At 55.5% G+C, this 14,740-nt stretch carries 11 protein-coding genes; 9 read left to right on the top strand and 2 right to left on the bottom strand.

The window, feature by feature from the left end; all coding sequences use genetic code 11:
- Positions 1-9: 9 nt before the first annotated feature.
- Entirely contained in the window at positions 10-1,605 is a 1,596-nt protein-coding gene (locus GFR01_RS09660) for an alkaline phosphatase D family protein (RefSeq protein WP_099182280.1), read from the bottom strand.
- 173 nt (positions 1,606-1,778) lie between these two features.
- On the opposite strand from GFR01_RS09660, the gene GFR01_RS09665 reads away from it, so the two are divergent.
- From GFR01_RS09665 to GFR01_RS09675, 3 genes are all read left to right on the top strand, one after another.
- On the top strand, positions 1,779-2,267 hold the full coding sequence (locus GFR01_RS09665; protein WP_244902234.1) for an RNA polymerase sigma factor: 489 nt from the start codon (positions 1,779-1,781) through the stop codon (positions 2,265-2,267).
- Positions 2,264-3,202: a FecR family protein gene (locus tag GFR01_RS09670; protein WP_099182282.1), complete on the top strand. Its 939-nt coding sequence runs from the start codon at positions 2,264-2,266 to the stop codon at positions 3,200-3,202. The genes GFR01_RS09665 and GFR01_RS09670 overlap by 4 nt, the downstream gene beginning before the upstream one ends.
- 100 nt (positions 3,203-3,302) lie before the next feature.
- Positions 3,303-5,993 (top strand): TonB-dependent receptor plug domain-containing protein, encoded by a 2,691-nt coding sequence (locus GFR01_RS09675; RefSeq protein ID WP_099182283.1) that lies wholly within the window; start codon positions 3,303-3,305, stop codon positions 5,991-5,993.
- Between the two features lie 43 nt (positions 5,994-6,036).
- Here GFR01_RS09675 and GFR01_RS09680 read toward each other — a convergent pair whose 3' ends face one another.
- Positions 6,037-8,394, bottom strand: coding sequence for a TonB-dependent receptor (locus GFR01_RS09680; protein WP_099182284.1), 2,358 nt, complete (start codon positions 8,392-8,394; stop codon positions 6,037-6,039).
- 153 nt (positions 8,395-8,547) lie between these two features.
- Here GFR01_RS09680 and GFR01_RS09685 point away from each other — a divergent pair, with 153 nt between their 5' ends.
- The 6 genes from GFR01_RS09685 (at position 8,548) to GFR01_RS09710 (ending at position 14,728) form a co-directional block, all read left to right on the top strand.
- On the top strand, positions 8,548-9,876 hold the full coding sequence (locus GFR01_RS09685) for an LLM class flavin-dependent oxidoreductase (RefSeq protein WP_099182285.1): 1,329 nt from the start codon (positions 8,548-8,550) through the stop codon (positions 9,874-9,876).
- 74 nt (positions 9,877-9,950) lie between these two features.
- Positions 9,951-11,351 carry an ABC transporter substrate-binding protein gene (locus tag GFR01_RS09690; RefSeq protein WP_244902235.1) on the top strand — a complete coding sequence of 467 codons (1,401 nt, stop codon included), beginning with the start codon at positions 9,951-9,953 and terminating at the stop codon, positions 11,349-11,351.
- A complete protein-coding gene (locus tag GFR01_RS09695) occupies positions 11,348-12,298 on the top strand; it encodes an ABC transporter permease (RefSeq protein ID WP_244902236.1) in 951 nt (316 codons plus the stop codon). Before GFR01_RS09690 ends, GFR01_RS09695 begins: the two co-directional genes overlap by 4 nt.
- On the top strand, positions 12,295-13,128 hold the full coding sequence (locus GFR01_RS09700; protein WP_099182288.1) for an ABC transporter permease: 834 nt from the start codon (positions 12,295-12,297) through the stop codon (positions 13,126-13,128). The genes GFR01_RS09695 and GFR01_RS09700 overlap by 4 nt, the downstream gene beginning before the upstream one ends.
- Positions 13,125-13,958, top strand: coding sequence for an ATP-binding cassette domain-containing protein (locus GFR01_RS09705; protein WP_099182289.1), 834 nt, complete (start codon positions 13,125-13,127; stop codon positions 13,956-13,958). The genes GFR01_RS09700 and GFR01_RS09705 overlap by 4 nt, the downstream gene beginning before the upstream one ends.
- Positions 13,955-14,728, top strand: a complete 774-nt coding sequence (locus GFR01_RS09710) for an ATP-binding cassette domain-containing protein (protein WP_099182290.1) — start codon at positions 13,955-13,957, stop codon at positions 14,726-14,728. Before GFR01_RS09705 ends, GFR01_RS09710 begins: the two co-directional genes overlap by 4 nt.
- Positions 14,729-14,740 lie beyond the last annotated feature (12 nt).

The raw sequence follows: 14,740 nt of genomic DNA on the forward strand, positions 1-14,740 counted from the left end.
CAAGTTATCTCAGGCTTTCTCGAGCCCCGGATGTCCACGCTCGACGGCGAATCTTGCATAGGTTGAAAGCTGCCCCTCATGGCTGCTCACCTGATCCAGCGTCTTGAGATCTGCATGCCAGATATCTCGGCCGACATCACAAAGGACATAGCCACGCCTGTCGGTCGTGGCCTTCAGATGCGGGTTTTCACGACGAACGGACTGGCTATGTGCATCATTATCCCCGACACCGTCACCGCCTGAAGAGATGGACGTCGCCAGAAACTCTACAGAGACTGGCTTCTGCCTGTCTGGATCAATCACGAGATTGCCCGCGTAATGCCGGTGCGCATCGCCCGTAACATTGACGACGTTGCCGGGACAATGATCCCCGATGAACTGAAGTAGCCGGTTTCGGCTGTACATATACCCCGACCACTGATCCATGCTGTAAAGCAGCTCGGAATGGGCCGATTTCCGGTGAGCAAGATCCATCACCATGACCTGATGCGCCAGAAGGTTCCAACGGGTGTCGGACTTGCTTAACCCGTTGAAGAGCCACTCTTCCTGTTGAGCCCCCATCATCGTGCGGTTTGGAGACCAGACATCCGGCCCCTGTGGAGCATCCTTGTCGCCATACACCTGGTCACTGCGGTACTGGCGCGTGTCCAGTACGAATGTGTTCATCAGATCACCAAAGCGGAAGCTGCGGTATATCTGCATGTGGCTCCCATCAGGCAACGAACTCGCGCGTAACGGCATATTCTCGTAATAGGCCTGCATGGCTGCGGCGCGGCGCAGGCGGAACAGGTCTGGCGGGGTCCCGTCCTGATCCGTGTCCCCTGCCCAGTTATTATCCACTTCATGATCGTCAAAACTGACAAGCCATGGGGCGGCGGCGTGAGCCGCCTGAAGATCGGGGTCCATCTTGTACTGTGCGTAGCGCCGACGGTATTCGTCCAGCGAGTAGATTTCCGGGCCGAAATGGCGGCGAACTGCCGTAAAGGGCTTGCCGTACACCGTGTGAACGCCAGCGCCAATATCCGCGCCTTCGTAAATGTAGTCGCCGTAATGGAAGATAAAATCGACGCTCTCATTAGCGATGGCACGCCATGCGGAATAATACCCGAACTCATAATGCTGGCAGCCCGCGGCCACAAACCGGATGCGCTGAACCGAGGCACCTGGAAGAGGCAGCGTCCGCCCGCGGCCGACCGGGCTTTCATACCCGGCGATGCGAAAGCGATACCAGTAGGGACGATCGGGCTGTAGCCCCTCGACCTCGACATGAACGGAATGCGCCAGTTCAGGGTGAGCGATGGTCTGGCCTGTGCGGAGAACCGTGGAGAACTTCGGGTCTTCGCTGATGTCCCAGTCCACCAGAACAGGCTTGAGATGCTCAAGTCCTCCCGCTTCTTCCATCGGGCGAGGTGCAAGGCGCGTCCAGATGACGAAGCCGTCCGTTGCCGGGTCTCCGGACGCCACGCCAAGCTGGAACGGAGACACGTCAAACGCGGGTTTCTTGTCCAGATTATGGGGGGACGCGGCGGAAAGCTGCCTAAGGCGATAGGAGAACAGAAGACCCGCCCCAAGGCCGGTCAGTACGCGTCTGCGGTTCAGAAACATCGTTCAGGATCTTTCGCTGAAATCGAGCGGTGATTGTTCACTCAAGACAGCGGATCGGTTCGTTTGCCCATGCCCTGGCATCGTTCTTCATGAAACTGTCACAGACCTGCCGACACAATTTCCGTAATGCATCGCCGCACGCTGTCCATCTTTCGAACGGAATGAGACGACCCTTGGCGGAAAACTGGTTTCCCTGTCAGCAGGAATGGCTGCGTCTGCGCCGTCGCATCAGGACCTTCACGCATCGTGATGATGCCGAGGATCATCTTCAGACCGCTCTTGCGAACTATTACGAGCGTTCGCAGGGGCAGGTCACGCACCCGGAGGCCTACATCACCAGAAGTGCTCTTAATCTTCATTTGAATGATCTGAAAAAAGCCGCCTCAAGCACTGTGTCGACCACCGGAGAACAGGAACAGATCCTGGAGCTGCGGGACCCTGCGCCTTCTCAGGAAGAGACTTATGCGTCCAATCAGCGAATGGCGCGCTTTCATGCGGGGTGTCAGCAGCTTCCAGAAAGGACGCGTCAGGCATTTCTGCTGAATCGTGTTGAAAAAATGAAATATCGTGAGATTGCCGCAGCCCTAGGAATAAGCGAAAGCAGCGTTGAAAAACATATCGCCAAGGCTCTCGTCTTTCTTTCCTCATGGATGGACCAGTGATCCCCTCTGAAAATCTGCTCGCCACCCGCGAGCGTGCAGCGGAGTGGATTGCGCGTCTGCATGCGGATGACTGCACCGACAGTGATCGCACCGAGTTCGTTCAATGGATGCGCGTGGACACACGTAGAGCGGACGCGGTGGAGCTTCTCACAGAATACTGGGAGCTGGGTGGTGGGGTTCAGGCAAAAGGCATTCTACAAACTGCCATGGTTCCGGAGGTACGCCCGAGCCAGATGCGGCGGCGTGTTTTGCTGGCTCTTGCGTCTGTAGGGGCTGTTGCTCTGTTTCCCATGAACAGGAGTGCAAAGGCTTCCCGCATTCTACAGACCACTGTTGGCCATACGCTTCGAACCCCTTTGCCAGATTACGGGACCTGCCTGCTGGATTCCGGAAGCCGGATGGTTCTGTCTCAAGATGGAAGCCGGGCACGGCTGGATCAGGGGCAGGTTCTTCTTTCACCTCGCGGCCGTAACGCGTTTCATTTGTCAGCCCGGAACATTACGGTTCATTTGCCGGAGCAGACATCAACGAATATCCGCACAGACAGTGCATGCACCGACATCACTGCGGTTCGAGGGCAGGTTCTCCTGCGCAAGGGGGCGGCCTCATCGAACGATGTGTGGATCAAGACGGGTCAGCGGTTACGGATTTTCCAGAACGGCCGGATGAGTGTCGATTATCCCAATATTGAATCCCTTTTATCGTGGCAGACAGGGAGGCTCATTTTCCGCAATACACCCTTGTCGGATGCCATTTCCCAGATCCAGCGATACACAACCCGACAGATCACCATTGCTTCTCCGGCACTGGAAAATCTCAAGCTGAGTGGGGTCTATTTCGTCTCGCAAGGCGACATGTTTTTACGCATGTTGCCGCGCCTGCTCCCCGTCAGGCTGGAAGAGCACGGCAATCTTTACACGCTTCGGCCATTGTGACGGTTTCATGAAAACGCCGGAAATGTCCTGAGGTTTTTCGAATTGTAATTGTCTTTCTGTGGAGACCGCCTTCTGCGATCGCCAACAGGATAGAGAATACATGGCCGTGACCGCCCGGTGCCCCCTTCGCGCAGCTTTGCTCCTGACTGTGGGAATGACCATTCTGACCCATACTGCCGTTGCTGCTCCCGCAGTGGCTGCAAATGTTCATATTGACCGGCAGCCAATGGCACAGGCGCTGGAATCCCTGAGCCGACAGACCGGGCAAAGCATTCTTTTCTCTCCTGATCTGGTCGAGCATCTTCAGGCCCCTTCTGTCAGTGGCTCACTGACACCGGATGCGGCGGCGGGAAAGTTGCTCAACGGAAGCGGACTGACGGTGGAAGTCGCTCCGGGTGGCGGTATGATTGTCCGGCGAGCCGCGGGCGCAAAGCGGCCCTCCAAAGCAAGACGTGCCCCGCGCGTCCGGGAAGCAAGCGATATTGAGCAGATTGTTGCTACGGGCCACAGAACACGGTCTGTCCTGAGCATCAGCGGTGACCAGATGCAGGAGATGATGCCGGGTCAGAACCCTATGCAGGCTCTTGATCTTCTGCCGGGCGTGACATTCACCAATGTCGACCCATGGGGCAATAACGAGCAGAACTCCAGCATCTACGTGCATGGATTTTCCAACACGCAGATCGGGTACACGCTGGACGGCGTTCCTCTGGGAGCTGGCGCTTACGGCAATTACAACGGTCTTTCTCCGCAACGTGCTGCGATCAGCGAAGATATCGGCCAGACGTCCCTCTCGTCGGGTGCTGGTGCCCTCGGAACTGCGTCGACCAGTAATCTCGGCGGAACAATCGAGTTCAATACCCGCGATCCAAAAGCCAAGGCAGGTGCCACGATCCGTCAGACCTTCGGAAGTTATTCAACGTTCCGAACTTATGCCCGGCTTGATACCGGAAACTTCGGGAATGGCAATTCTGCATACGTCTCTTTTTCACGACAGGACGCACGACCGTGGAACCTTGGCGAAGGAAACCGGCAGGGTGGGTATCAGGTCGATGGAAAGTTCATCCACAAAGGTGAGAACACAACCATCACGGCTTATTTTGACTGGCAGAACAAAGCCGAACCGAACACACAGGGCCTGACTGCTCCAACGGATCTCTATGCCCGCGGTGCATTTTACCCGGACCTGAACGCCGCGATGGCCAATTATCCTGCCATGACCTCAAAGTCCGCTGCACCTGGAACGCCAAATAACAAATACTATTACTCAGCAGCTCAACGGACGGATTACCTCACCTATCTGAAAATCTCACATCGGTTCTCTCCGAACCTGACATGGGATAACCAGCTCTACTTTCATTATGATGATGGTGCGGGCGTCGTCGCAACATCGATCCGGACAAACGCAATCCTGACTATTCTTGGAAGTTACCTTGATCCGACAGGCTCAAAATATATCAAGAACGGTCAGTTCACCTACAGTGTCGCAGGTATTGATCCGAAAGTCTGGAATGCAACAGGTGGGACCGGGTTTGCGGTCCGTACTACTGAATACGAAGATTATCGCGGCGGTCTGACCAGCACCCTGCACTATCATCTTGGCCACCATAATATTGAAGTTGGTGGCTGGTACGAGCGCAATAACAACACGCAGGGACGCCTCTGGTATCCGCTGACGGCAACAGACACGTTGACACCCTACAAGCGTGCGACCAACCCGCTTTTCACGCAGTGGATGAATGCGTTCTATACCAACACGTTCGTCACGCACTTGCAGGATAGCTGGAAGGTTACGCCTCATCTGACCCTGACAGCAGGGTTCAAATCCGAAATGGTTTATACGAACGGGACGCTTCCGATTGCGGCCCTCCCGCAGTCTCTGGCATCGTCAGTTTCCGGCGCGAAAACCATCGTTGATACCAGCACCCATACGGTTGCTGGTGGGACGATACCCTCTTACAAGCCGTTTCTCCCGGCTTTTGGCGCTCTGTGGAATTTCACACCTCATGAGCAGTTCTTCGCCAATATTCAGGAAAACATGAATTCCTTTGCCCAGACGGGCTACAGCACCACCTCACCCTGGGCCGTTACAAGTCAGGAAGCCTTTGAAGACTTCAAGAAAACCGGGAAGCCGGAAACATCCTGGACCTACGAGACAGGCATTCGTACCAATCGCCCACTGTTTCTAGGCCCGCTGACGGGCATTAGTGGCCAGCTTGAATATTACCATGTTGATTTCTTCAACCGTCTTGGTGCGATCAAGCCGCCCAATCAGGGTATTTCAGGCGTGGGCGGGACGGTTGCCAATCTTGGCAGCGTTTCAACAAATGGCATGGATCTGTCCTTCACCCTACGCTTCGGGCAACACTTCTCCGTCTATGATGCGGTGTCTTATGTCAGCAGCATCTACGGAAGCGATTTCATGGATGGGTCGACGCTTTACGCCACAAAGGGCGAAAAAGTCCCGGCTATTCCTGTCTGGTCTGACAAATTTGCTATTAATTACAATCAGGCTGGCTTCAATGCCCAGCTTTTCGGAACCTATATGGGCGTCCGGCCCGGCACCATCACGAACACCGTTATGGTGCCGCCGCGGTTCCAGCTGGGCTTTAGTTCGGGATATACCTTCAAGCATATTCCCCACATGCAGAGCCTCAAGCTCCAGTTCAATGTCAGTAACCTGACGAATACCCGCTCCTGGTCCACGATTACCGCCGGGGATGGATCAACCTATGTGGGTTATCCAACCCCTCCCCGTATGTTCTTTGGAACAGTAGCGGCCTCGTTCTGAAGACGCCAACAAGGGATGGCTTTTATCGCCATCCCTTTTCAACTCAGAAGTCTGCGCGAACGCGGACTTCCCAGGTTGCCGGACGGCCAGCGACAGCAATGTTGTCGCCGCCTACAAAGTAACCCCGCGTCACGTCGTAGTGCTTGTCAGTAATGTTGCGGCCAATGCCCTCAATTTTCCAGTGTCCCTTATGCGGTGCGAAGGAAATATATCCGCCCCACAATGTGTACCCCGGAATGGTATTGGCGGAGTTCAGAGCCGTGCTTGTGGTGCGAAGGCTGTAATCCACACCGGATACAAGATCATATTTCCCGACGCGCCACGTATAATCGACGGAACCGTTGGCCGTGAAATGCGGCACTTCGATACCACGCCCAGAAACGTCCTGCGTCACGCCGACCCATACGCCATTGACCTGCTTTGAACTCGTGACAGCACTGAACTTGTCGTACGCGCCCTCAACATAGGCTCCGGATTGCGCCACATGCAGTCCGGGGATCGGGGACCATTCGATCTCGTACTCGCCACCGAACATGTGGGAGCGCGGTGCGTTTACGAACAGACCAATCGCAGAGCCCGTCGTCGGGCTGTAGGCGATGGACTGAACCTGACGGTCAAAATAGTCATAGTAGAAGAAGTCAGCATTCACCCGCAGGTTATACCTTGGCAGGATCAGCTTGTTTCCGACTTCGAAAGAATAAAGCTGCTCGGGCTTGAAGGGATTGGTCATCTGCGTGACGTCAGATGAGTTGTACACCGTGAAGCCACCGGATTTCACACCTTTGCTGAAGGTGAAATACGTCATGTCATGGCTGAACGGATGGTACTGAATGCTGAATTTTGCAGACGGCAACGTATAGGACTGAGACTGCTGGGCGATGGAATTCTGTGGGTTGGTAACCACTCCGCCGACAAGATAATGCGCATAAACGTTGTCCAGAGTACGTTTTTCATGCTCCAGTCGAATTCCGCCCACAAGTTGCAGTTTGGGTGTCAGATCGTATGTCACCTGACCGAAGCCACTGATGGTATTGACCGTCTGAGAGTAACGAACGTCCCCGTCCGTGTTGTATAGTGCCTGAAATCCTGACTGGTATCGGTCATTCAACCATTGGTGACCGTAATAAATGCCGCCGATCCAGTGTAGCCGCCCCGATGTGTTGGATGAGAACCGAAGTTCGTCAGCTACGACGTTTGCACGTGTGTTGAACTTTACGTCTGCCAGCGACAACGATGAGTCATCGAAGTTGTCATATTCATCACGCTGCATGTAGTCGTAACTGGCGAGATTCGTGATGGTGAAATCACGAAGATGCTTCTCTACCCGCAGGCTGCTACCACCCGTATCGATGTGGCTGTACGGCTTCTGATCTGGCGTTAGACCCGTTTCCTTGGCAAACTGCTCGGACGTTCCCCAACGCGTATTATAGCGGCTGCTGGATGCGGGCATGGGATTGGTGGAACTCAGGCTGGTAATCGGCTCCCAGGCGTACACACCCGTTCCGTCAGACCGGTCCCGACTTCCATGCAGGTTCCACTCCAGTTTCCAGCTCTCTGACGGCGCATAATCGACCAAAAGTCGTGCAGCGCCCCGGTCAACATTACCGAGATGGGCCTTCGCTTCCGGATTATACTGCCATGCGCCGCCCTGCTGGGTTTCTCCAGACAGGCGGAACTTGAGTTTGTCGTTGATTGGGCCGGAAATATAACCGTCAATTTTGCCGCTGTCGAAGCGACCATACTGAACAGCCACGCCCCCTGCCAGCTTATCGGTTGGCTTGTTCGTGATGTAGTTGATCGCCCCGCCCGTCGTGTTACGTCCATAAAGCGTGCCCTGAGGTCCGCGCAGGACTTCAACGCGCTGCATGTCAAACATCATCCCGTTAATGCCGAACGGAACAGGATTGGCGACTTCATCGATATAGATGCCAACAGTCGGGGAGTTGTTGCTGGCATAGTTGTTAAATCCGACGCCTCGGATCGTATAAGTATATTGGCCGCTCCCATAAGACGGCTGGATCTGAAGCGACGGGGTAGCATACTGAAGATCGAACACATTGTTGATGTTCCGATTTTCCAGCATCTTGGCGGAAACGACGCTGATGGACGTTCCGATATTCTGCGGACTGTCTGCACGTCGTTCAGATGTCACGACCACATTTTCTACACGTGAGGCTTCGTGATCCTGGGTTTTTGGTGCCGGGCGCACATGAGCGGTTTTGGAGGGAAGCGTCTCCCCTTTTCGCGTGCTAATCTGCGCGGGCTTTTTGGCTGGAGCGCTATCCTCCGCAGCTGCCGCAACATTCCAGAATGGCAGCAGTGCTACACTGGAGATAAGGGCAACCCGCCCACGGACAAGGAGGGCATTTCTGCGGTACGGAGCAGTGTGAACGTCGTGCATCGGTTCCGCCTAATAACTAATATTTATCGTTGTTATATAAAACAACTATCTATTTGCGTTTAAGGGATAGAAAAACGATTCACAACAGGTTATGCTGTGAACGCAACATTTTTTTGTGTTTCTGATCGTGACAAAGCAAGAGATCGAACGTCCATGGCTCCCCAGATGAAACTCGCCGCATTCCTTCTCCCAACCGGCCATCATGCGGCAGCCTGGCGCCATCCTGGTTCGGCCCCGGACGCTGGCAGCAACTTTCAGCGGCAGCTCGAACAGGCGCGCCTTGCCGAGAGTGGGCTCTTCGATGCAGTATTTATTGCTGATTTTACAAGCTCCATCGACGAAGCCACCCTCGATGGTTTCCGCCGCATGACCTATGCCGCGTCCTTTGAGCCTCTGACGCTTCTTTCTGCTCTCGCAGCCACCACCAACAAGATTGGGCTGATCGGTACGGTCAGTACAACCTATTCCGTACCCTATCATCTGGCCCGACAGTTTTTGTCTCTGGACCAGATCAGTGGCGGCCGTGCGGGATGGAATCTTGTCACAACCGCTAACGTCAAAGAGTCCATCCATTACGGCCGCCCAAGCCACGTCCCTCACGCAGATCGCTATCGGCAGGCGCGCGAATTTGCTCAAATCGTGCAGAATTTCTGGGATAGCTGGGACGATGACGCTTTCCTGCGCGACACGGACAGCGGAGAGTTTTTTAAGCCACAAGGCAGACGTCCCTTCGAGTTCAAGGGGGAATTCCTTTCAGCTGCAGGGCAGATCGATATTCCCCGCTCTCCGCAAGGTAGGCCTGTGCTCGTTCAGGCTGGATCTTCCGAGCCGGGCCGTCAGCTTGCCGCGGAGACCGCTGAAATGGTCTTCACGGCCCAGCAGACCCTTGAAGAAGCAAAGGCATTCCGCCTCGATCTGCATCGTCGTATGCGGAACATTGGCCGAGATCCGGCATCCCTGAAGGTCATGCCCGGCGTCTACCCGCTCGTGGGACGTACACAGATGGAAGCGGAAGATCTGCGGGCACAGCTCGATGATCTGACACATCCGGATGTCGGACTATTTCTTTTGGGTGGCATGACTGGCACTGATCTTCGCGGATTGCCTCTTGATGGCCCGCTCCCGGACGCTCCGGCCGACTTCAATGGAAATCGCAGCCGGCAGACGCTTCTGGTCGAGATGGCAAAGCGCCGGAACATGACATTGCGTGACCTGTATCTGGAAGTCAGCGGTGCACGCGGGCACTGGTCCATTTATGGTGGCCCGAAGGAGATTGCGGATCAGCTTGAAGAGTGGTTTGTGGAGGGTGCAGCTGATGGCTTCAACGTGATGCCGCCGATCCTGCCGCAGAGTCTGGAGATCTTCGTGGATCATGTCGTGCCTGAGCTACAGCGTCGCGGTCTCTTCCGCACGGCTTATGAGGGCTCGACCCTGCGCGAGCATCTGGGCCTGAAGCGCCCGGCACCCGGCGAGACCCCATGAAATCAGCCTGCGTTCTGTTGGCCGTAGCGGGCCTAAGATTTGTATCATCAGCCTCAGCTGATCCGCGAGAAACCATGAGCATCGGTGTTTCCATCGAGCCGCCCGGCCTGGACCCAACCCGCACACCGAGTGAGGCGGTGGGTACGATCACATATAACAATATCTACGAGGGCCTGACCCGCCTGGACCGGGAGGGGCATGTGCAACCACTCCTCGCCCGTGAATGGACTGTCTCCGACGACGGGCGCGTCTATCACTTCACCTTGCAGGATAATGTTCATTTTCACGATGGGTCCCTCTTAACCTGCGAGAATGTCCGCTTTTCGCTTCTTCGTGCGGGCGCATCCACAAGCACCAACCCGGATCGCAGTTTCTTCACGAATATTGTGGACGTTGCCTGCCCGGATGCATCACATGCGGACGTCACGCTGAAGAAGCCTCATGGCAGCTTTACCTATGAGCTGGCATGGAATGACGCTTCCATTCTCTCACCGGCATCGGCAGACAAAAACGTCAGCCACCCGATTGGAACCGGTCCGTTCCAGTTTCAGGAATGGCAACGGGGAGATCATGTCACCCTGTCCCGAAATCCGGATTACTGGGGCAAAGCCCCGCTTTTAAAGACGGTGATATTCCGGTTCATGCCTGACCCGCTGGCTGCGAGTAATGCCCTTCTCGCCGGAGAACTGGATGCCTATCCGTCTTTTCCCGCACCAGAGGTTCTGAGCCGTTTTATCGATCATCCGAGTATCCGGATCGTTCGCGGCACATTTCCGTTCAAGGCCATTCTGGCTCTGAACAACGCCCGCCGGCCCTTTAACGACATCCGGGTCCGTCAGGCAGTTGCCTACGCCATTGATCGCAAGGCCCTTGTTCAGGCAGGGGCAGACGGTGAAGGCACGGTTCTGCAATCACATATGGCGCCTAATGATCCGGATTATGCAGCGCTACCTGACCGTTATCCTTACAATCCTGAAAGAGCACGCGCGCTTCTGAAGGAAGCGGGTATACGGCCGGGGACGCAGCTCACCCTCTCCTATCCGCCCATCACTTATGCGCGTGATACCAGTGAAATCGTCGCCGCGTATCTCGAACAGGTCGGGCTGATCGTGACGTTACAGCCGCTTGAATGGCCAGCCTGGCTGGGTCAGGTCTTCGGAAAGGGTAAGTTCGACATGACGGTCATTGCCCATACGGAGCCCCATGACATCGGTATCTATGATCGGGAGGCCATATACTTCCACTACAAGAGTCCGGAGTTCCACAGCCTCTTCGAACAGTATGAGGCGACGGAAAATCCCGAAGAGAGACATCGTTTGTCAGTTGCCATGCAGGACCGTCTTGCACAGGATGAACCCAATGTTTTCCTGTACTCCCGCCCGCGGGACACGGTCATGAACAGTCACATCTTAGGTCTCTGGACAGATCAGCAGATCGCCGCTTGCCCCATGGGTGATGTTTCCTGGGAACCATGATGATTGGTCTTGCTCAAACCATTTTTGGACGGCTCGCCGTACTGGCGATTGCCAGTGTGATTGTTTTCGCCCTCCTCAGCGTCCTTCCGGGTGATCCCGCGACTGTGATGCTGGGTCTGGACGCCAGCCCTGAAAGTATTGCTGCTCTTCACCATCAGCTTGGCCTCGATGCGTCTCCCATCACCCGCTATTTTCGCTGGATCTTCGGCCTTTTCCGTGGAAACGCAGGAACGAGTTACGTCTATGACGTACCGGTTTCTGGTCTGATCCTTGAGCGCTTTCAAAGCACTTTGCCTCTCATCATCCTTGCGACCATTCTGGCGCTTCTGATCGGCCTTCCGGTTGGAGCTGTTGCAGCAACCAACCGTGGAAAACGGCTGGATCTGACACTCATGGCAACACTCCAGCTCCTGAAATCCATTCCGGATTTCTGGCTGGCCATGATGATGACGTTTCTTTTTTCTTTGACCCTGCACTGGTTTCCCGCTGGTGGGTTCAGTGGTTGGAACAATGGCGTTATTTCCGGCCTTCGTGCCCTCACCCTGCCAGCAATTGCTCTCGCCATTCCACAGGCTGCGATCATCGCCCGGTTTATGCGATCATCCCTGATCGATACACTGGAACAGGACTTCATCCGCACTGCTCGTGCCCAGGGTTATAGTCGCCAAGGTATGCTGTGGCAGGTTGCAATCCCGAATGCGGTTATCCCGGTTCTGACGTTGATCGGAATTCAGCTTCCTGTTCTTGTAACAGGCTCGATCATTGTTGAAAATGTGTTCAACATTCCCGGCTGCGGAAAGCTGCTTCTGGAAGCCGTCAATCAGCGGGATATTCCGGTTGTGCAGAACCTTGTCATGCTGATTGTCGCTGGCGTGCTGCTGTTGAACCTGGGTCTTTCGGTTATCATCCGCTGGCTGGACCCGCGCTTGGCAGGAGGCAACACATGACGTTGCATCGCGCTCCAAAGAGCCTGCTCGCCGGGAGTGTCCTGCTTCTTGGGTGCCTGATTCCGGCAACGATTGTCTGGATCTGGCACGGCGGTCATGCACCGTTCATCGATATTCCGAACCGTTATGCTCCGCCCTCTCTGACCCACCCTCTGGGAACCGATCCCTTCGGACGAGACCTTGCCAGCTATGTTCTGACCGGCGCGTTCAATACGACGGCGATTGCAGTGCTTTCCGTCGCACTTGCGACGGTTATCGGAACCATTCTCGGACTGGTTGGCGCGAACGGTGGAAAACGAGGCTGGGCCGTGATGAGCGCTGCCGATCTTGGCTTGGCATTCCCCCCTATTCTTATCGCGGCCATGCTCGTGACCGCACAGGGCGCCTCTGCGACAGGTGAGATTCTGGCGATCGCTCTGTTCGGTATTCCCGCACAGATCCGCATTACGAAGCAGGCCGCGCAGTCCATCCTTGTGCTGGATTACATCTCCGCCGCGCGCATGGCGGGCTTTGGCTCCGTCGCTGTGACAATCCGCCATGTTCTTCCCAACATCGCGCCGATCCTGATTGTTCATGCCTCGACGTCCCTGGCTCTAGCTATCCTGTCTGAAGCAGGTCTGTCCTATCTGGGTCTCGGCGCTCCTCCGCCGCAGCCGGATCTGGGACGGGCTTTGGCGTCCTATCAGATCCACATTTTTGATCATCCCTTTCTGGTTGCTGCGCCCGGTGTCACGGTCATGGTGCTCGTTCTCGGCTTCAACCTCCTTGGAGACGGTCTGAGGGACCTTCTTGAGCGCCCCTTTGCCCGTAACGAGGAGAGCCTGTCATGACAGCATGCCTTTCTGTTCGGGATCTGTCGGTTCTGGCAAGTGCGAAGCCCATTCTTCATCCCATTTCCTTTACGGTAAGCCCTGGCGAGACAGTCGCTGTGACGGGTGAATCCGGGTCCGGAAAATCGACGCTGGCCCGTGCGCTGATGGGGCTGCTTCCAAACGGTTTCAAAACCTGCGGACAGATTATTTTTGAAGGGAAGGATCTTACCACCCTGCCCGAGAGCGCATTTCGTGATCTCCGTGGTTGTCGCATCGCCATGGTGTTTCAGGAGCCCATGACCGCGCTTAACCCGATCCGCCGTATTGGCAAACAGATCAGTGATACGCTCAGACTTCACGGCGCGGTTCCATCGCGCGACATTGCGCCGCATGTCCAGCAGTTGCTGGATCGTGTTGGCCTGCGTCGCGCTGGCGTGTCGGCACAAGCCTATCCACACGCACTGTCAGGTGGGCAACGTCAGCGTGTTCTTCTGGCAATGGCAATTGCCTGCAAACCTGCCCTTCTCATTGCCGACGAATTCACGACCGCGCTCGATAGCAGGACGCAGGCAGAGATGATGGATCTTGTGAAGGAGCTTGCGGTCGAACATGAGATGGGTGTTCTGATGATTTCTCATGACCTCGGTGTCATCAGGCGTCAGGCGCAGCGCGTTCTGGTTCTTCAGCAAGGCTATCTCGTTGAAAGCAACGAGACAGAACAGCTATTTGATGCCCCCCGACATCCCTACACGCGTGCGCTTCTCAGCATGTCCCTGCATGGGACCAGCCATCCTCCTTTGACCCGTATTCCTGTTCCCACGGATGTTTCTAAAGGCGTTCAGCGATGAGTGCTCTACTGGAAGCAAAGAACATCGCATACAGCGTGCCCGAACGTGGCTCTTCTGTTTTCGGTTCTCGCAAAAAAACAGTTCTGCAGGACGTCAGCCTTCATGTGGCTGAGCGCGAAACATTGGGCATCGTCGGGTCTTCCGGCAGTGGAAAATCCACCCTCTCCCGTATTCTGACCGGGCTTATAAGGCCGGAAAAGGGTAAGATCCTGTTTCAGGGTCAGGATCTGCGCGATGCTAACAGGCAGGTCAGGAAAGACATCCGGCCCAGCATTCAGATGATTTTCCAGGACCCTCAGGGGGCGCTCGATCCTCGCCAGACCGTGCGGCAGATTGTGAAAGAGCCGCTCCATCAGATGGCCCTGAGCAACGACGAAAAAGAACGTCGGGTTCTTGAGGCGCTGGCAGATGTTGCTCTTCCTCAGGATGCTGCCGATCGGTACCCGAGGATGTTCTCCGGTGGCCAGAGACAGCGGATTGCCATCGCCCGTGCCCTCGTGACACGTCCCTCAGTCATTGTCGCAGATGAGGCAGTCTCCGCTTTGGATGTCTCGACGCAAGCTGTGGTTCTGAACCTGCTGCTGGACCTTCAGAAGCGGCATGGCCTTTCCTATATTTTTGTTAGTCACGATCTGGCAGTTATCCGCCATATTTCCCATCGTGTTGCCGTCCTTGACGAGGGCAAGATTGTGGAAACCGGTCCTACCCTGTCAGTGATGGATCATCCTCAGCATGCCGCCACCCAAGACCTTATTGACGCCAGCCTTTGAAACGACGCCAAT

The organism is Gluconobacter frateurii, assembly GCF_002723955.1.
Taxonomy (GTDB): Bacteria; Pseudomonadota; Alphaproteobacteria; order Acetobacterales; family Acetobacteraceae; genus Gluconobacter; species Gluconobacter frateurii.